Source organism: Gilliamella sp. W8126, from assembly GCF_016102185.1.
Classification (GTDB): Bacteria; Pseudomonadota; Gammaproteobacteria; order Enterobacterales; family Orbaceae; genus Gilliamella; species Gilliamella apis_A.
The window spans coordinates 21381-39545 of sequence record NZ_JACFPE010000001.1; the positions used below are offsets into that span (position 1 = coordinate 21381).

At 36.5% G+C, this 18165-nt stretch carries 18 protein-coding genes, 1 pseudogene and 1 CRISPR repeat array; of the genes and pseudogenes, 16 read left to right on the top strand and 3 right to left on the bottom strand.

Going from position 1 to position 18165, the window contains the following annotated elements; translation table 11 throughout:
- Positions 1–160 precede the first annotated feature (160 nt).
- The 10 genes from H3S74_RS00125 to H3S74_RS00170 all read left to right on the top strand — a co-directional run bounded on the left by H3S74_RS00125 (position 161) and on the right by H3S74_RS00170 (position 9633).
- Positions 161–799 carry a nitroreductase family protein gene (locus H3S74_RS00125; protein ID WP_198246912.1) on the top strand — a complete coding sequence of 213 codons (639 nt, stop codon included), beginning with the start codon at positions 161–163 and terminating at the stop codon, positions 797–799.
- A 10-nt stretch (positions 800–809) separates the two neighbouring features.
- Entirely contained in the window at positions 810–1997 is a 1188-nt protein-coding gene (locus tag H3S74_RS00130) for an FTR1 family protein (RefSeq protein WP_198246913.1), read from the top strand.
- Positions 1998–2137: 140 nt separating this feature from the next.
- Positions 2138–2701, top strand: coding sequence for an iron transporter (locus H3S74_RS00135; protein WP_065578501.1), 564 nt, complete (start codon positions 2138–2140; stop codon positions 2699–2701).
- 98 nt (positions 2702–2799) lie between these two features.
- Complete coding sequence (locus tag H3S74_RS00140) at positions 2800–4050, top strand: Fe-S-containing protein (RefSeq protein ID WP_198246914.1); 1251 nt, start codon at positions 2800–2802, stop codon at positions 4048–4050.
- Positions 4051–4072: 22 nt separating this feature from the next.
- Positions 4073–5359, top strand: a complete 1287-nt coding sequence (locus H3S74_RS00145) for an ABC transporter permease (protein ID WP_086359802.1) — start codon at positions 4073–4075, stop codon at positions 5357–5359.
- Between the two features lie 16 nt (positions 5360–5375).
- Positions 5376–6515, top strand: a complete 1140-nt coding sequence (locus H3S74_RS00150) for an ABC transporter permease (RefSeq protein WP_198246915.1) — start codon at positions 5376–5378, stop codon at positions 6513–6515.
- A gap of 11 nt (positions 6516–6526) precedes the next feature.
- Positions 6527–7186 (top strand): ABC transporter ATP-binding protein, encoded by a 660-nt coding sequence (locus H3S74_RS00155; RefSeq protein WP_065614032.1) that lies wholly within the window; start codon positions 6527–6529, stop codon positions 7184–7186.
- Positions 7187–7206: 20 nt separating this feature from the next.
- Positions 7207–7674, top strand: a complete 468-nt coding sequence (locus H3S74_RS00160) for a DUF4418 family protein (RefSeq protein WP_198246916.1) — start codon at positions 7207–7209, stop codon at positions 7672–7674.
- An 82-nt stretch (positions 7675–7756) separates the two neighbouring features.
- Complete coding sequence (locus H3S74_RS00165; RefSeq protein ID WP_198246917.1) at positions 7757–8968, top strand: ABC transporter permease; 1212 nt, start codon at positions 7757–7759, stop codon at positions 8966–8968.
- Positions 8968–9633, top strand: a complete 666-nt coding sequence (locus tag H3S74_RS00170) for an ABC transporter ATP-binding protein (protein WP_198246918.1) — start codon at positions 8968–8970, stop codon at positions 9631–9633. Before H3S74_RS00165 ends, H3S74_RS00170 begins: the two co-directional genes overlap by 1 nt.
- A 29-nt stretch (positions 9634–9662) precedes the next feature.
- Here the strand turns inward: H3S74_RS00170 and H3S74_RS00175 are convergent, their stop codons facing one another.
- Positions 9663–10244: a nucleoside triphosphate pyrophosphatase gene (locus H3S74_RS00175; RefSeq protein ID WP_198246919.1), complete on the bottom strand. Its 582-nt coding sequence runs from the start codon at positions 10242–10244 to the stop codon at positions 9663–9665.
- A 778-nt stretch (positions 10245–11022) separates the two neighbouring features.
- Between H3S74_RS00175 and H3S74_RS00180 the strand changes: the two genes are divergently transcribed.
- The 6 genes and pseudogenes from H3S74_RS00180 to H3S74_RS00195 all read left to right on the top strand — a co-directional run bounded on the left by H3S74_RS00180 (position 11023) and on the right by H3S74_RS00195 (position 14208).
- A complete protein-coding gene (locus H3S74_RS00180; RefSeq protein WP_110448364.1) occupies positions 11023–11451 on the top strand; it encodes a universal stress protein in 429 nt (142 codons plus the stop codon).
- A gap of 116 nt (positions 11452–11567) precedes the next feature.
- A pseudogene (locus tag H3S74_RS12610) lies at positions 11568–11948 on the top strand (VOC family protein).
- A 308-nt stretch (positions 11949–12256) separates the two neighbouring features.
- Positions 12257–12391, top strand: coding sequence for a hypothetical protein (locus H3S74_RS12510; RefSeq protein ID WP_255518838.1), 135 nt, complete (start codon positions 12257–12259; stop codon positions 12389–12391).
- Positions 12392–12554: 163 nt separating this feature from the next.
- Positions 12555–12782, top strand: coding sequence for a hypothetical protein (locus H3S74_RS00190; protein WP_198246921.1), 228 nt, complete (start codon positions 12555–12557; stop codon positions 12780–12782).
- Between the two features lie 157 nt (positions 12783–12939).
- Positions 12940–13068 carry a hypothetical protein gene (locus H3S74_RS12515; protein WP_255518839.1) on the top strand — a complete coding sequence of 43 codons (129 nt, stop codon included), beginning with the start codon at positions 12940–12942 and terminating at the stop codon, positions 13066–13068.
- Positions 13069–13339: 271 nt separating this feature from the next.
- A CRISPR array of direct repeats spans positions 13340–13787; the repeat unit is 28 nt; unit sequence GTTCACTGCCGTGTAGGTAGTTTAGAAA.
- Between the two features lie 163 nt (positions 13788–13950).
- Positions 13951–14208 (top strand): helix-turn-helix transcriptional regulator, encoded by a 258-nt coding sequence (locus H3S74_RS00195; RefSeq protein ID WP_232354831.1) that lies wholly within the window; start codon positions 13951–13953, stop codon positions 14206–14208.
- A gap of 53 nt (positions 14209–14261) precedes the next feature.
- Here the strand turns inward: H3S74_RS00195 and H3S74_RS00200 are convergent, their stop codons facing one another.
- Entirely contained in the window at positions 14262–15632 is a 1371-nt protein-coding gene (locus H3S74_RS00200) for an MFS transporter (RefSeq protein ID WP_198199127.1), read from the bottom strand.
- 246 nt (positions 15633–15878) lie between these two features.
- The gene (gene rlmKL, locus H3S74_RS00205) at positions 15879–17999 is read right to left on the bottom strand and encodes a bifunctional 23S rRNA (guanine(2069)-N(7))-methyltransferase RlmK/23S rRNA (guanine(2445)-N(2))-methyltransferase RlmL (protein ID WP_198246923.1); all 2121 of its coding nucleotides are present in this window, start codon (positions 17997–17999) and stop codon (positions 15879–15881) included.
- Positions 18000–18165: the final 166 nt, after the last annotated feature.

Here is an 18165-nt window from a genome sequence, read left to right on the forward strand (position 1 = left end):
CCTTTGCAGTCAATGTCGATTTCTACTTTATCAACTATATCAACTATTTTACTTAAGTTATTTCACCTTAATGATAATAATTATTGTTTGTTGTTGATAATTGAAAGCATTAGCAATAAGATAGCTAACAAATATTTGCAACTATTTTAAGGTCTATGCCATGTTGTGCTGGTTACGCAATGTTACAATTGCTTTATCAATGTCTTTATTTTTTTTATCAATAAGTTATGCTGATATTACTTTACCTTCGCCACAAATGAAAGATGGCATGGGGTTATTTGATAGTCTTAAAAAACGTGCTTCAACTTCAGGCGGTGGGTTTCCAACCGGAATGGTTTCAGATGATGAACTATCAAGCGTGCTTTGGTCGGCAACGGGATTAAATCGAGGTAAAAATGGTTGGACGGTGCCAATGGCTAATGGTAAACAACCTTATGTTCGCCTCTATGTAGCAAGCGATAAAGGTGCCTTTTTATATGAATGGGAAGGACACTATCTTCGTGAGATAACTAAGCAAGATATTCGTGCTGACATTGGTATGCAAAATTTTACTAAGCGAGCACCGTATATTCTTATTTTTGTAGCTGATGGTACTAATCTCAATGATTTTGATGCACAAAAAGCCAATGATTTTAGTCAAATTGCCGTTGGAGCTATGAGTCAAAATGTCTATTTGTCTGCGGCGGCATTAAAACTCAGCACCCGTTACATCCATTCAATTAAGCCTGAGATTATTAGTCAATCGTTACAATTGCCAGAAAACAGCAAACCAATAGGGATAATGTTGTTAGCAAAATAAGGAGTAAGCAGTGAAAAAGTATTTAACTTTAGTGTTACTACTGATTGCCAGTTTAGCGATTTTTAGTACCCCTTCTTACGCAACTGAAAAGAAGTATGCAAGCTGGAATGCGATTGTGGATGAGATGGATATCATTTTAAATGATGCTTATAACATCTATTTCATGAAAGACAGCGAGGCTGCCAAAGATCGAGTAAACAATGCTTATTTTGGCTTTTATGAAAAGCATGGTGTTGAACGAGCGGTAATGTCTTACATTTCCGGTAAACGTGGCACTGATACCGAATACCAATTTGCTAAAATTAAACGATTAATGAGTCAAGGCGCGCCTAACAAAGTCGTGCGAACCGAGATTGATGTTATTTTGAAAATGCTCCACGAGGATGCTAACGAGTTAGATGGTAAAAAAGAGAGTGGTTGGAGTGTCTTCTTTGCCTCATTTATTATCATTTTCCGTGAAGGATTAGAGGCGATACTGGTGATTGCGGCCATTTCTGCATATTTAGTTCGTTCAGATAATAAGCCAATGCTTAAAGTCGTCTATCTAAGCAGTTTATTTGCGGTGTTTGCCAGCGTGTTGGCTGCTATCGCCTTGCATACTATTGTTGGTTTAAGTGGTGCCAATCAAGAAATTATGGAAGGCGCCGCCATGTTACTCGCAACAGTGGTGCTGTTTTTTATAAGTAACTGGATGCTATCTAAGTCAGAATCGAAAGCATGGAAAAATTATGTTGAAGGTAAGGTGCAAAGTGCGGTATCAACCGGAAGCAGTTTTGCGTTAGGGTTTGCTGCCTTTTTAGCTGTATTTCGTGAAGGAGCGGAAACGATCATATTTTATCAAGCTATGTTAGCGGATGCTAAAGATCACATGGATATGGTGTGGTATGGACTAGGTGTTGGTACCATCGTGTTGACTTTGGTATTTATTGTTATCCGCTTTGGCAGTGTTAAATTACCGCTTAAACCATTTTTTATTTGTACCAGTGCATTAATGTATCTTATGGCGATAGCCTTTGCAGGCGGTGGTGTGAAAGAGTTACAAGAAGCGGATATTATTTCGGTCACCCCAGTAGATTTTGTCCATTCAGTAGAGGTATTAGGCATCTATCCAACGGTTGAAACATTGGTGCCACAGTTAGTCATGCTAGTTGTCGTGATGCTCTCTATTATGTATTACAAAAAATATCATAAAAATTAAATAATATTATTATTCTTGGTGTAATTTAAACTTGAATAGTAATGAAAACATTGGCAGTAATTTGTAATTGATTAGTTATTAATTTATTGACTAATTATTAAAGAGTAAAACAAGTTGTTAAAAAAATTAAGGAGTTTTCAATGAAAAAACTAATTATTTCTGCTGGTATTTCGTCAATACTTGCACTTTCTTCAATGGCAAATGCAGCTGCGCCAGCACCAGGTGAAGAAAAAGGTTTTGAAGAGTTTCCAATCGGTGAAGAAGTCACTGTTGGTCCATTACATATTGGTGCGGTTTACTTCCAACCTGTAGATATGGAGCCTGCTGGTATGGGTGGCTTACCTGCTTCTAAGTCAGATATGCATATCGAAGCCGATATTTCTGCTGCCGAAGGTAATAAATTAGGTTTTGGTGTAGGTGATTTTGTCCCTTACTTAACTGTAAAATATAAAATTCAAAAACAAGGTAGTGACAAAACTATCGAAGGTAATTTTATGCCGATGAATGCATCAGATGGCCCACACTATGGTAACAATATTAAGTTAGATGGTGCTGGTAAATATAAAGTTACATTCACAATCGAAAACCCTGAAAAACAAGGTTATTTATTGCATGTAGATAAAGAAACGGGTGTTGAAGGTCGTTTCTGGTCTAAACCAATCGAGGTTTCTTGGGACTTTGACTACATCCCTCGTGCATGGTAATGATTATTTTTAAATGAGTTAACTCAATAAATATTTAGCTAAACCATTGGCGAGTGTAACAACTCGCCAATATACGTTGTAATCTTTAGGCAATCGTTATGCTCCAATATCTTATCAGTATTACCGATAATACTTTTGTACCTGTGATCATATTGGCACTTGTTAGTGCAGTGTTTGTTCAGTCAAACCTTTATAGTGGTAAAAAATATCTTATCATTGGTTTTTTATTGGGAATGCTGGCGGCAATCATTTATGCCATCTTAAAGCGTAATACCGGTATTGCTGTTCGAGAGTACTATGACCTTGGTGTGATTATTCCTTGGTGCATCATTGTCATTCCATTGCTTATCAGTTGGTCGCTCAGAAATTCGTTTCAACAACCTATTATTAAGATTCTATTGGCTGTATTAACTGCAGTTGCCATAGGGCTGATTACAGCTCAATGCTTACCGAATATTTTACTGTACCCATTTGGATTTGATGTTGGCATGGAGTCAATATTCAATAATGATTATCTGTTTAAATGGGTTGGTTATGGCTTTGCTCTATTAGTTTGTGGTTTAATTGGCTGGTTGATTTATCGCCTTTGCGCTAGGTTATCAACTCGATTGGTGATGGTGATTGCGACATTTGCCATTATTATCTTTACCATTCAAAACGCCATTAATTTACTACAAATATTAATTGTCAGACGATTTATCTCACCGCAACAGTGGATGATGGATTTGGTGATTTTTATTTTAGCGCATGTCAACTTGTTTACTTTTATCTTTATGGTGTTGGTATTACTACTCACTGTTTTATTATATACCAAAGCAAAAACTACCTCGCTGGTTGGTAATAATCCCGCTCAAATACGCAAACTTAAAGCAAGTTTACGCCGTGATCGTCGTACATCATTGTTGTTAATGGCGGGAGTGGCTATTACTGCCTACACCGTCACTCGTGCTCGTTATATATTTGAAAAAGGGGTCGAACTCACCCCAGCTGAACCGGTTACGCTAAATGCTGATGGTTTAATTGTTATTCCATTAGAACAAGTTAATGACGGCAATTTGCATCGTTATGGTTATCAAACAACCGATGGCACATTAGTAAGATTTATTGTGATTAAGAAAAGCGAAAATGCTTATGGGGTTGGTTTTGATGCTTGTGATATTTGTGGGGCAAGTGGTTATTATCAACGAGGAAATCAAGTTGTTTGTATTTTATGTGATGTCGTGATGAATATTGCGACTATTGGTTTTTCTGGTGGTTGTAATCCCGTTCCGCTTAAATATGAGATTTTAGATGGCAATATGATTATTCGACCTACGCATCTTGAAGCTGAAAAAAGTCGTTTTAAGTAAATGGTTTTAAAAGGAAGAAAATATGTTTCGTAGAATGTTACTTAGCGTGTTAGTTCGTCAAAAAAAGAAGCTATTTTTAATCGCCTTAACCGTTGCTTTAGGTGTGTCGCTGGCGACAGCCATGTTAAATGTAATGTTTGATGTCGGTGATAAAGTTAATCAGGAATTAAAAGCCTACGGTGCTAACTTAAATATCGTTCCCAAAGGGGCTGCATTGGTTAATGAGTTATATCAACTGGATAATGCTGATACCCGAGCTGCTATTCAATATATCAAGCAAGATGATTTAGTAAAGATTAAGATGATCTTCTGGGCATATAATATTGTTGATTTTGCACCTTATCTTACTACACAAGTAACAGTTAATGATAAACCAGTTACCCTCGTTGGAACTTGGTTTAATAAACATCTGACTATTCCAACTGGTGATGAGGTTGACACTGGTATGTTAGCCATGAAGTCATGGTGGTCAATTGAAGGCAACACTATGAAGGATGATAATTTGCAAGGTGTCATGGTGGGTGAGACTATTGCCACGCAATTGAATCTGAAACTAGGCGATAGCCTTGAGCTAATTTCACCATTAACAAATAAAAAAGTTACTTTAACTGTAAATAATATCTTCCATAGCGGAGGAATCGAAGATGCAGAGCTTTATGTGTCACTTCCTGTCGCGCAAAATCTGGCTAATAAAGATGGTTTGGTTGAACGGGTAGAGGTGAGTGCATTAACCACGCCCGAGAATGATTTAGCTCGTAAAGCAGCACAAGATCCAAATAGCTTATCACGAACTGAATGGGATACATGGTACTGTACCGCTTATATCAGTTCGATAGCCTATCAATTGGAGGAGTTAATGCCCGATGTTAGAGTTAAAGCAATTATGCAAGTCGCTGAATCAGAAGGATCAATCTTACAAAAAACGCAGTTATTAATGCTATTGTTAACTGTTTTATCCTTAATTTGCTCGGCGCTAGCAATATCCAATTTAGTTACTGCCAATGTGATTGAGCGTAGTACTGAAATTGGTTTATTAAAAGCGTTAGGAGCAACAAATATTTCGGTAGCGATGTTAATCCTTACTGAAATACTGATCATTGCTTTACTCGGGGGGATGGTTGGTTATTTTGTCGGTCTTGGCTTTGCGCAAATTATTGGGCAAACGGTATTTGGTTCGTTTGTTGAACCTAAGATGATAATTATTCCACTGGTGTTAATTATGGTAAGCATGATTACATTATTAGGTAGCTTACCGGCATTACGTATTATGATGTTTTTACGCCCAACCGATGTGTTGCATGGTCGGTAAGTGAGGCTAAATGATGATGAATAAAAATCAACGCTTTATTTTAAAAACGCTGCTTAGTTCGTTAATTCGCCGTCGTTCCCGGATTGCTATTGCGTTACTCGGTGTAGCGATAGGAGCCACGGTTTTACTTGGTATGGTTACACTTTGTTATGATATCCCAAGACAAATGGGACAAGAGTTTCGCTCTTATGGTGCTAATCTGCTGTTGATGCCGGCTAATAATCAACCTACCATGCCAATGGCGGAAGTAAAAAAAGCCGTTAGCTTACTCCCGCAAGATAAGCTATTAGGGGTTACCCCATTTCGTTATGACTCTATCCGCAGTAATCAACAGCCTTATACCATTGTCGGCACGCAGTTTGATCAAGTTATCAATACTAGCCCTTATTGGAAAATAGAAGGTGAAGTGCCGAAAAATCCAAATGAAATTATGATCGGTACCGATATTGCCCATTTTGCTAAGCTTAGCATTGGTAGCACCATACCAATTTCAGGAAAATCTAAACAAAATTCGCGCTTCGATGAAGAATTAACTATTACCGGCATCGTCAAATCCGGTCGAACTGAGGATAACTTTATCTTTATTGAACTCAATGATCTTGAAATGTTACTCGAAGAAAACAATCAAGCTGAAGTGGTCGAAATAAGTATTACGGCAACGCAAGATGAGTTACAGCGCTATATTCAAACCATTAAAGATAATTCCAGCTCGGTCGACCCCCATCTTATAAAATGGGTAACACAATCGGAAGCATCGGTGCTCGGTAAACTGTCATCTTTACTCTATTTGGTTACACTAGTGGTGTTAATTTTGACAATGATCTGTGTCGCCACCACTATGATGACCGTCGTCATGGAGCGCCGTAAAGAGATTGGTCTGAAAAAAGCTATTGGTGCAAGTAACAAAAGTATTGCCAAAGAATTTTTAGCCGAAGGATTAATTTTAGGTATTGTCGGTGGCGTGATAGGCGTAATTTGTGGTCTGATTTTTGCCCAAGTAATCAGTGCTAATGTATTTGGGCGATCAATTGTAATTGAATTTTATTTAATACCAACAACGATTATTATTTCGGCTGTGGTAACCATTATTGCGTGTTTGATTCCAGTAAAACGTGCACTTGAAGTTGAACCAGCATTAGTTTTACGTGGCGAATAGGATAGTAAAGTATGAATATGCTCGAAGTGAATAATGTATCTAAAATCTATGGCTCATTACATGCCTTGTCTGAAATTAACTTAACCGTTGAAGAGGGTAAATGGTTATCTATTATGGGACCATCAGGCAGTGGTAAAACAACCTTAATGAATATTATTGGTTGTATGGATAAACCGTCATTAGGCTCTGTGATTTTAGATGGACAAGATATTACCCAGTTGTCATTACCACAGCTGACGGAAATTCGCCGTGATAAGATTGGTCTAATCTTTCAACAATTCCATCTTGTTTCCTATTTAACTGCATTAGAAAACGTAATGGTGGCGCAATATTATCACAGTATGGTAGATGAAAAAGAAGCCTTACAAGCATTAGAACGAGTTGGACTTGCGGCACGGGCCAAACATTTACCACGCCAATTATCTGGTGGTGAACAGCAAAGGGTCTGTATTGCCAGAGCACTAATTAATTATCCAAAACTGATTTTAGCTGATGAACCAACTGGTAATTTAGATGAAAGTAATGAAGCAATGGTTATGAACTTACTACATCAACTTCACGAAGAAGGAAGTACAATCATCGTTGTTACGCATTCGCCTGAAGTATCAAAACATGCGCAGACTACGGTGGTTCTTGAACATGGTAAGGTAGCAAGTATTATCAATAATTAATGATTAAAGGGTCTATATTTATGAAAAATCGCATTGTTTCATCTGTATTGTTTATATTCATCGGGGCGCTACTTATTTTATTTCCGCTTTATATTTTACCTGTCTGCCCGTTACCTGATGCGCAAGCTATACCTGCTACAACGATGGCAGGGGATGGGCATATGCATTCAACTCCAGGTAAAATCATGAAATGCTTTTGGACTGCAAGGGCAGAAATTGGTATTGGTAGTTTAGTGATTGCCATTGGTGCGTTAGTACTATTTAGTCGCTCATTATTTATTCGTATGGGATTGAGTATGGCGTTAGCTTGCACTGCAGTTTTAGCGGCAGCTATTCCAACTATTTTAATCGGTGTCTGTGGCAATGAGATGATGCGTTGTAATATGGGTGCCAAACCTGCACTGATTTTATTAGCTATCGTTTTAGTAATTGCAGCAATTAGCAATGTGCTCTATTTGAATAAACAAGTGAATAAACAAATAAGATAAACAGTATTAAGTAAGTATCAACAATCAACATTAGTCAATATCAGCCTTAATACAACAAGATATAGAAAACGAGAACTAAAACATGCAAGAAAAACCGATTACTATAGCAAATTTAGCATGGCGAAACATTCAAAGACGACCATTTCGGAGTTGTTGTTTGATTATCATTATTATGCTGTTTTCCGCTACGCTATTTGGCGGTAGCGTGTTAATGAAAAATCTGAGTTTAGGTATTTCCGGTATGGCTAATCGTTTAGGCGCGGATATTCTTGTTGTACCTTACGGTTATGAAAAAAATCTTGAAGTTGCATTGTTACGTGGTGAACCAAGTAGTTTTTATCTAAAAGCGGATTTGATGGATAAAATTAAAAATATTAAGGGAATTACAGCGGTCTCGCCACAATTGTTTATTGCTTCGTTAAGTGCTGGCTGCTGTACCTCTAAAGTACAACTTATTGGTTTTGATCAAGAAAGTGATTTTGTGATCAAACCATGGTTGCAAACGCAGTTAAGCCAACCGTTGATCGATAATCAGGTTGTTGTTGGTAGCAAAATTACCGCCAATTTAGGTGAAGAAATTAAGTTTTTTAATCATCCATTTAAAGTCGCAGCCAAAATGGATAGTACCGGAATGGGTTTTGATACCTCTGTATTTATGACAATTCCTACGGCACAATTACTGATGAAAGAAGCGAACCTAATTGAAGGCGATACAGAACACTTTACTAACTATGTATCATCGATTTTTGTTAAAGTCGATCCTGATTATCAGCCTAAAGATATTGTTAATCAAATTATGCCGAAATATGCTATTGACTACAATATTGATTTTGTGATGACCAAAGGCATGTTAAGTAATATTTCCAAATGGCTAACTGGTTTTTCAACTATTGTCTATAGTTTATCGGCAATTTTCTGGGTATTGGCAATTATTGTCATCTTTGTGATATTTTCATCATCACTTAATGAACGTAAACGTGAAATAAGTCTATTACGTATTTTAGGCGCTTCACGTAGTGATCTGGTCAAAATGTTACTGCGAGAATCACTTATTATTAGCGCCTTAGGTGGCATTGCAGGTATTGTGATCGCTGGTGTATTAATTTATGCCTTTAGCTTATTGATTTGCCAGTCGATAGGTTTGCCATGTATGAACATTTCCATTACTGACGGATTAATTTATGCATTAATAGTATTTATGTTGACGTTGATTATTGGTCCACTATCTAGTATTTATTCGGCATTATCGTTGACTAAATTTGATACTTATCAAACATTAAGAGAGGGTGAATAATGTTATTGGATGTCAAAAACCTTCGCAAAGATTATCAACGTGGTTCGCAACATTTCTCAGCGGTAAATAATGTTAGTTTTTCAATGGCACAAACCGATTTCATCAGTATTATGGGCAAATCAGGCAGTGGTAAAACGACGTTACTTAATATGATTGCTGGGTTATTAACTCCTACTCAAGGTAAAATTACCATTAATGGTACCAACTTATTTGAACTTGATGATAAGCAGGTATCAGCATTTCGTAATCAAAATATTGGCTACATTCCACAAGGTAGTAGTTTATTACCCAATTTGACCGTACTGGAAAATATTCGATTACCATTTTATTTAACTAAACGGGAAAACCAATCTAGCTTAAATTATGCACTGGATCTGCTTGAAAAGGCTAAAATTGGCTACTTAAAAGATACTTATCCGGCGAATATGTCGGGAGGAGAAATGCGTCGAATTGCTATTTTACGTGCTCTGATTTGTCGACCACAATTAGTGATTGCCGATGAACCTACCAGCGATCTTGATGAAGAAAGCTCCGCACAAATTATGGCATTATTAACCGAGATTCATCAACAAGGTACAGCACTATTAATTGTTACTCATGATAATGATGTAGCAAATTATAGCCAAAGAACGTTAAAAATGTCTTCGGGTCGATTAATTGATTAATTAATTTACCTTAATGGCTTTATTATTAATTATAAGAGTAGTGGATTACAGCCCATATCGATCATAATTTTATTTAACTTTATCAGCGGTAATCCAACTAATGAATTAATATCATCACCTTCAAGCTTATCAAAAAGAGTAATACCTAATTCATCACATTTAAAACTACCAGCACATTGTAGTGGCATCTCTTTAGCGATATAAGCATCAATTTCTGCACCAGTTAACTGGCGAAAAGTAACCTTAAACGGTTCACAAATTGTTTGCGATTGGCCAGTACGAGTATCAATGACGGTCATTCCGGTATAAAAGTAAAACGCTTTGCCACTGCTATTTTTTAATTGTTGTTGGGCATTTTCAATGGTATGTGGTTTGCAAACAATCTGATCATCCAATACACCTACTTGGTCAGAACCAATAATCAAACTATCAGGATAATTAGCCACTAACGACTGCGCTTTGGCATTAGCTAAACGCACTACCAATTGCTGTGCACTTTCATTTACCAAAGGCGTTTCATCACAAATGGGTGGTACACACTCAAACGGAATGGCTAATTTTTCCAATACCTTTTTACGTGATAGCGATGTCGATGCTAAGATAATTCTCATTGCAACTATTCTCTTGAGATTCATGGGGAAAGATGAGCATTAAAACCGATATGACGGTAATAATCAACTGTCTCTTATGTTATAAATTTATTATGCAACGATGGTCAGTGTTATTTTGGGGCTATTGTCTAAAAGGCTTATTAATCACTCTTTTTCGATAAGTTTTATTAACTACTAAATCTGTTAAACTACAAGTAATTGCAACAAATCTTTGTTCATTGAATTTCAGACGTTTTATTGTTTGGTGGCAATTTCAATACCAATATTATGTCCGAGTAAAGAGGATTTGCGCGCCCCTCTTTACCAACTCCCGCGGCGACCACGCAAGTGGTCACGATGTGACGGCCTTCCGCCATCGTTCGCTGTTAACGCACCGGCTGTATTTGTTCCAGACGAAGAGCAGCTTTGCCAAACATCCCTGTTTGCCATACTAATCTTACTCCGTTGTCAGCACTTTGCTAATGCCGCTAGATAGAACTCACCGAACTGATTGATAAAAATAAACTTTTATTATTAGCGCTCGCTGATTTTAGTTTCATAACCGATTTAAGAGAAATATTGTTTTACTGTCGGTTTGAGGTCATGATGATAAATAATGTTCGTTATAGTTGATCTCCATCATGGTTTTGCAAAAAAATTATTTCAATCTTTTAAATTCGCGTTAGGATAGTCATGTAACGACTGGATTTCATTTAAAATTAGTATCATACTGAACCAATACCGTTGGCCTTCACCAATAAAATGGTAAAGCCAAGTTTAAATATTGTGAGGAGGCGTTATGTACAAAAAAATATTAGTTCCGATTGATGTGCTTGAAGATGAACTCACTCAAAAAGTGATCCCTCATGTAGAGTGTTTAGCAAAATTATCTAATGCACAAGTTATCTTCTTTCATACCTTACCGGTTGCATCGGCTATCGTGAATGCTTACTCATTTGGTTTTGATGAGTTTAAAGATCAAGCTACTGTACAAACAGAACAGTGGTTACATCGTTTGATTGATACAATTAATTTACCTCGGGAAAATTTATCTTTTTCAATCGCTTTTGGTAATCCACGAGATGAGATCTTACGTCTGGCCGAAGAAATTGAACCAGATCTTATTATTTTAGGTTCAAGACGTCCTAATATCTCAACACACTTACTGGGATCAAATGCCTCAGGCGTGGTGCGAGGCGCACAAACATCAGTGTTAGTAGTTCGCTAATTCAGTTATAATCAAAGTGCCCTTTAAATGAGGGCATTATGTTGTTATTCATTTAGACACAAAATCTATCGATTTACCTATTATTAACAATTTTCATCTCAACTTAAGGAGAAAAAATGAAAATTAAAAATATCGATCATTTTGTTATTACCAGCCAAGATCTCAGTAAAAGTATCGTATTTTATTAAGATATTTTAGGATTGAAACATGTCGAACGTGACGGACGACATGCCTTTGTTTTTGGCAATCAAAAAATCAATATTCATGCCCAAAAAGGCGAGTTTCAACCAGCGGTATTCCCCCCCAGAATATGGAAGCCAAGATTTTTGTTTAATTGTTGAAGACGATATTGAAATCGTAAAAAAAGAGTTCGAAAAAAGGGCTATCCCCTTGTAGAAGGGATTGTTGAACGACACGGTGCTAAAGGTAATATCAAAAGCCTATATCTAAGAGATCTAGTTGGAAATCTTGTCGAACTAGCTAATTATTGTAATTAAAGTTAATACTGATCGACCAAACTTAAATAATTGGTTATCTAAAAATAAAAATTTGATGAACGGGGTTTTTGAAGACTAAAATCCATCCGATAAATCACTAAAATTAGCTATAATATTAGCTAGTGCCAATAATAAAAGTTTATTTTTATCAATCAGTTCTGTGAGTTTTATCTAGCGACATTAGCAATGTGCTGACAACTGAGAGAGATTAGCATGGCAAACAGGGATGTTTGGCAAGGCTGTGTTTTGTCAGGAACAAATCACTGCCGGTGCGTTAACAGCGAACGAAGACGGAAGGCTGTCACGCAGTGACCACTTGCGTGGTCGCCGCGGGAGTTGGTAAAGAGGGTTCGCGCAAACCCTCTTTACTCGGACGTAATCGCCGTATAGGAATAGCCACAAAAGCGCAATACGTCCGAAACTCAAAGAATAAAAAAATTTGAGAAAAGGGTTTTTTAAAGCCTAAATCTAGCCACAATTTCACTGAAATTGGCTTTAAAACTAAAATCAGTTAGCTCTAAATATAAAAGTTTATTTCTGGCAAATCAGATTGGAGTATTTCATTTCGCGACATGAGCAATGTGCTGGCAACTGAGTGAGGTTAGCATGGCAAACAGGGATGTTTGGCAAGGCTGTGTTTTGTTAGGAACAAATACAGTCGATGCATTAAAGCAAACGATGGCGGAAGGCCGTCACATAGTGACCACTTGCGTAGTCGCCGTGGGAGTTGGTAAAGAGGGGTCGCATAAACCCTCTTTGCTCGGACGTAATCGCCGTATAGAACTAATCACCAAACAACAAAACGTCCGAAACTCAAAGAATAAAAAAATTTGAGGAGCGGGGTTTTTTAAAGCCTAAATCTAGTCAATGAATCGCTAAAGTTAGTTATAAAATCAGCTAGTGACAATAATAAAAGTTTATTTTTATCAATCAGTTCGGTAAATTTTATCTAGCGACATGAGCAATGTGCTGACAACTGAGTGAGGTTAGCATGACAAACAGGGATGTTTGGCAAGGCTGTGTTTTGTCAGGAACAAATACAGCCGATGCGTTAATAGCGAACGATGGCGGAAGGCCGTCACATAGTGACCACTTGCGTGGTCGCCGCGGGAGTTGGTAAAGAGGGTTCGCGTAAACCCTCTTTGCTCGGACGTAATCGCCGTATAGGAATAGCCACAAAAGCGCAAAACGTCCGAAACTCAAAGAATAAAAAAATTTGAGGAACGGGGTTTTTTGAGCTTAAAATCCATCCCATCACTAACCCTTTTTTTTGACTTAAGATAAAATATTTAAAAATCAATAGGTTGAAAAATGGCTCAAAAAAAGGGTTTTGACTGGTAAAAATAGACTTTGCCTTTTTGCCAATAACATTTATAGTATATGGGATTCTAGTTCACTGCCGTGTAGGTAGTTTAGAAAGCCTAGCCACTGGATAGCTTCATCGAATTTAGGTTCACTGCCGTGTAGGTAGTTTAGAAAAGATCATGTTTGTCTAGACGCTCCGAAAAACGGTTCACTGCCGTGTAGGTAGTTTAGAAACAATAGGTTCACGAAACGATAGGCTAACAGCAGTTCACTGCCGTGTAGGTAGTTTAGAAATGTTGGCGTTGGTCCTCGCCCACCTCTTCATTGTTCACTGCCGTGTAGGTAGTTTAGAAACGGCGTCGTAACCGACGAACAAAATACAGCACGTTCACTGCCGTGTAGGTAGTTTAGAAAGTAAAACTATGATCGGGGTTTTGCGTCGGTTTGTTCACTGCCGTGTAGGTAGTTTAGAAAGCGGAGATTTAGAGCCGATTTTTGAAGATGAAGTTCACTGCCGTGTAGGTAGATTAAAATTAGTTAAAGTTATAACGCTCGAAATCCACCAAACTAGAAACGTTTAGCAAAGGAGTTTTTTAAGGTGAATAAACTTATCACATGCTATAATTGTTTTCACTCATAATTAAACTTTACACCTATTGTGAATAATAATTCAATTGACAACAAACTAAATGAAAAAATGGTGCTTATTTTCAAAGCACTCTCTGATCCAGTTAGAATTGAAATAATTAAATACTTAAAAAACATAAGAACTGAGGTCATTTGTGGTGAAATAGGCCAAGCGGTTGGTATCAGTAAACCTTCGGGAACTTATCATTTTAGGTTATTACAACAAGCTGAATTAATTAATGTAAGAAAAAGTGCTAGAGAAAAATATATAGGACTGAATAAATCAACATTTGATAAATATATTACAGGCTTTTTTGATAGTCTTTAATATATTTAAATGTTGATTTAATCTTGAGTTTACTACTGGATGTTTATTAACTATTATAATTTGCGCCTTGTCGTTAATTTGAGTGAAAAAACTATTCCTAATAATGATATCACTCCTGTTGTGATAAGTACCGCATCGAATCCGTGGGCAAAAGCTATCGAATTAGTTATTCCACCAAAAATATTGAATATAATTACTGATATTGTTGTACCTATGGCACCGCCAAATAAGCGAAATATATTGTATATCCCAGATGCTTTCCCTAAATATATTGGCTCGACAGCACTTAACACTGATTTTTGCAGAGCTGGTCCAGCCATTGAAAGTCCCATACCGGCGATCATTAAAGGTATTGCCATAGCTATATATGAATTAGTTACATTAACTAAAAGAATAATTAGCAAATAACCTATTCCCTGTAAAAATAATCCTAATGTTGCAATAATCTTTTCACCAAATTTATCTACTGCGTTGCCAGCAAATGGTGCTATTACTACTAATGTTGCTGTCCATGGTAATAATTGTAACCCAGCTATCAGTGGATTAGTTTTTTCAAACACTAAGAAATATTGAGGTAAAAAGAATAATACGCCAAACATAGATGCATATAATAAAAAAGTTGCGATATTACCGTTAGTGAATACTTTTGAATGAAATAATATCAACGGAATCATAGGGGTAGTAGTCATTTTTTGTCTAATGATAAATAAAATACCAAGAACTAGACAAGATAAGCCGGTAATAGTCGTTATAACGTGCGAGGTTTGTGTCGTTATCTCTGATAATGACCATATTATTCCCGCTGAAGAGATGGTGATAAGTAGAAAATCAGTAAAGTTTAATTTATCTTCTTTGCCTTTGCTTTCAGGTAATAATATATGGGAAAAATAGATTGTTATTATACCTATAGGTAAATTAATCCAAAATATCCATTGCCAAGATAAAGTAGCGACAATAAACCCACCTAAAACAGGCCCAACAATAAGCGCTAAACCACCAATACCACTCCATATTCCCAACGCTTTTCCACGTATATTTGCGGGTAATGAATGGGTTAAAATAGCCATTGACATTGGTGTCATAACACAAGCACCAACAGCTTGTATCATTCTAGAAATGATTAATTCAATAATATTATTCGATAAAGCACAAAATATGGAAGCGATAGTGAAAATAGCGATACCAACAAGATAGACTTTTTTTCTGCCTATTTTTTCGCCTAGTGAGACACCTACAAGTAATAATGCCGCTATGGTTATATTATAAATATTCAACAACCACTGTAATAAATTAACTGATATTTGAAAATTATTCCGTATGGCGGTAGTGGCTGTGGTGACTATCATTGAATCTATCATTGACATGAAAAATCCTAATGAAGTTAAAATAATAATGGCTGATGAATTGACTGTTTTTTCTTGCATTTTATTAACCTTTTGCTTTGCTATACTTAGCTAAAATAGGGCTGTCAATGTATATGTTTAATGTATTGGCCTATGTGTAAACTAACTTTTTTTGTTTTATAGTTTAATGGTTCATTAGTTATTTAACTATTTTATCATATTAATTAAAACAAGCAGAATAATCAATAGTAGATTGCAAAGATCAATTTGTTTTAAATAATAATAAAAGTGGTAAGAAGTTACCGCCTTGCGGCGGTATTTTATTTATTATTGATGTTTAACAATAAAACAGCAGTGGATCTGTTTATTGCGTTTAAAATCGAGCGATAAAGTTTTATCGGTGATATCTTGAAAGGTTAGCCCTAGTTTTTGCATACCATCGGCATCCATTTTGAACCCACGTTTATTGTTTGAAAATACTATTACACCATTTGGTCTGAGTAAACGTTTTAAATCATTCATTAATTTTAGATGATCACGCTGAACATCAAAGGTATCGTTCATTCGTTTAGAATTAGAAAATGTCGGTGGGTCGATAAAAATCAGATCAAATTGTTCATCTGCTTGAGATAAATAGAGCAAGCAGTCTGCTTGTATTAATCTATGGTTTTTACCGGTTAAGCCATTTTGTTTTAAATTGCGATCAGCCCACTCTAAATAGGTACGAGACATATCAACAGTTGTCGTCGATTTAGCTTTACCAAGACCAGCATAAACTGTAGCACTACCTGTATAAGCAAATAGATTTAAAAAGTTTTTTCCGGCACTCATTTGGCCAATCATTTTTCTGGCTAAGCGGTGATCCAAAAATAATCCAGTATCTAAATAATCCACTACGTTAACCCAAAACTGTGTTTGTTTATTGTTAATTGGATATTCATGGACTAAAAAATAATCCTGTTTTTGTCCGAGTTTTTGATATTGTTGTTTACCTTTCTGTTTTTCACGAGTTTTTAGTACCAACTGATCAGCGGTTAGTTCTAGTACAGACATAGTCGCATTAATAATATCAAAAAGTCTTTGTCGAGTTTTTTGTGGATCAATATTTTTTGGTGCAGCATATTCTTGTACCACAATTTTGTCTTTGTAACGATCGATTGCCACGTTATATTCAGGTAAATCTGCATCATAAAGACGATAACATTCAAGTTGTTCTTGACTAGCCCATTTTTCAAATCTTTGGCAATTTTTACGTAAACGATTGGCAAAATCGGCTGCGGGTAAATTTTGCTTAGTGAGTGGTTGATCAGATTGGCGATCAGCAATTGAGTAATTCTTTTGTACACAATCTAAAGGTCCATTTTTGGCTTTAAATTGTTTATCAGCCCGCATTTGTAAACAATCTAATAGTTGTGGTGTACCACTAAATAACGATAATCGCCACCCCCCAAACTGTTGTTTAATTTGTCGACCTAGGGTTGAGTGCAAAGCAACTAAAGCTGGCTCGCTTTCTAACCGTTCACCATAAGGTGGATTACTAATGATCATACCATGTATATTACGATCAAGTGGATTGGTTAATTGGGTTACGTCCTGCAAAGTAAAAGTAATTAAATCACCAACACCAGCATAGATAGCATTTTGTTTGGCACGTTCTAATACCATAGGATTATTGTCATAACCGATAAAAGTAGTTTTTGTTTTTTGGACATTATGCTTAGCTTTAAAGAGTAAATCATTCCAAAGTGTTGGGTTGAATCCTTGCCAAGCAAAAAATCCCCACTGTTTACGTAACAGTCCAGGTGGAATATTAGAGGCCATCATCGCAGCTTCAATTAGTAAGGTTCCTGAACCACACATTGGATCGATAAGAGGTTCATCTGTTTGCCAGCCTGAACGGAGAATAATTGCTGCAGCTAAGTTCTCTTTTAACGGTGCTTGACCTGTTTGCTGACGATAACCACGTTGATGTAGGCTTTCACCACTTAGATCTAATGATAAGGTAACTCGATTTTTGTTTAGATAAGCATGTAAACGAATATCTGGATTTTGTTTGGCAACATTTGGGCGTTGATTGGTTTGACGCATAAAATGATCAACAATTGCATCTTTGATCTTTAGCGCTCCATATTGGCTATTACGGATAAAGTCATTAACGCCAACAAAGTTGATAATAAATGAGTTATCGACTGCAAAAATATCGTTCCATTTGATATTCATCACACATGAATAGAGATCTAGGTCACTATAGATATCAAACTCGGCAATGGGTAATAGGATCCGAGAAGCCAAACGTGACCATAATAATGATTGGTACATGGTTGATTGATCAGCGTCAAAGTAGACACCACCTTGCGATACTTTACAATTTACCGCGCCAATATTTTCTAACTCTTTTTTTAATAACTCTTCAAGCCCGCGAGAGGTGCTGGCAAATAGCGTTTTCATGCATAATCCACTTAACAATAAAATTGCAGGCATTATACCGACTAATTGCAATTGTGGGAAATGGTCAAATTAAACAATCTATAAACAAAAATAATAAGAATAAAAAATTTGCAAATAATAGATATAAAGTTAAAACATCGAAAATACTTTTTGCTCATGTTTACGA